This is a genomic window from Glutamicibacter sp. BW80 (genome assembly GCF_002332385.1).
Taxonomy (GTDB): Bacteria; Actinomycetota; Actinomycetes; order Actinomycetales; family Micrococcaceae; genus Glutamicibacter.
Genome location: NZ_NRGV01000022.1, coordinates 1 through 1,017 on the forward strand (window position 1 = coordinate 1; position 1,017 = coordinate 1,017).

At 57.1% G+C, this 1,017-nt stretch carries 2 pseudogenes; both read right to left on the minus strand.

Annotation, left to right across the window (positions count from 1 at the left end):
* Nucleotides 1-504, minus strand: a pseudogene (locus CIK76_RS05710) (IS21 family transposase); the annotation flags it as partial.
* 264 nt (nt 505-768) lie between these two features.
* Nucleotides 769-1,006: pseudogene (locus CIK76_RS19765) on the minus strand (IS3 family transposase); the annotation flags it as partial.
* Nucleotides 1,007-1,017: the final 11 nt, after the last annotated feature.

The window sequence follows — 1,017 nt, forward strand, 5'->3', positions numbered from 1 at the left end:
GAGCATGTCCAGAACCCTGGCGAATACCGTGGGCATGCTTTTATCCCGCAAGGGGATGACGATCCGGAATCGTGACCAGGCCAGCCAGGCAACGAACAGCACTGTCTTGAAGCCGTCAATGATCGGCCCGTCGCCGAAATCGTATTGGAGCCAACGCCCCGGCTCGGTGACCCATGGAGCATGAACTCGTTGGTTCACCGCACGCCAGGACCGCTTTGCCAGATTCACCGCACGCCGGGTGGAGCGTTCTGAGCCGGTGTAGCCGACCCGTTGGATCCGCTCATGGACTTTGTCCACGCGTATTTTGCCTTTGGTCTCCTCGACGTACCGATCGATGTATTTCAGGTAGTCGTCGGTGTTTTTTGACCGCGGCGTGGTTGTTGGGATCGGGGTGCCCGCGTCGCGGGCTGCAACGTATTTCTTGACTGTGTGGTGCGAACAGCCGGCGAGGTCACCGGCGGAACGAAACGATCCTGTTGAGTCGTAAGCTGCGAGAATTTCCATGATTACTCCGTCAGACTTCATATAGGGCCTCTTCTTGGTTTGGTTTTGATGTGACTAGACATCGTCATCAAACCCCAAGAAGGGGCCCGCGTCACGTTTGGTGGCGTGGGCGCTGATAAAGAGGTGGACTTTGATAATCAGTGGGCAGAAGTGATGGCCACGGATGGGCGTTTTTGCTGGCCGCTGGCGGGCATTTCTGCTGTCCGTCGGTGGGCAATTATTTGGCCGCCTATGGGCAGTTTTTCATGGCCGCTAACAACCCGTCTGGTGATCACGCACCGTCGTGTTCTTGAAGGCACTCATCGGTTTGCCTCGATCCCCAGCTCTTTCATGATCGACAAAACCGTCGACTTCGGTATGTCGTCTTCCTAGTGCTTGCGGATCAGGTCCACCAGTTGCCCGGCGCCGTCTACCCCATTTCGATGCTTCGTACTCGTGCTGGACCGGCGTGCTGCGCCTGGCTCACAGCTTTAGCTTCGCTCGGTTCCTGTGATGGGCTCATCAATCAACCGG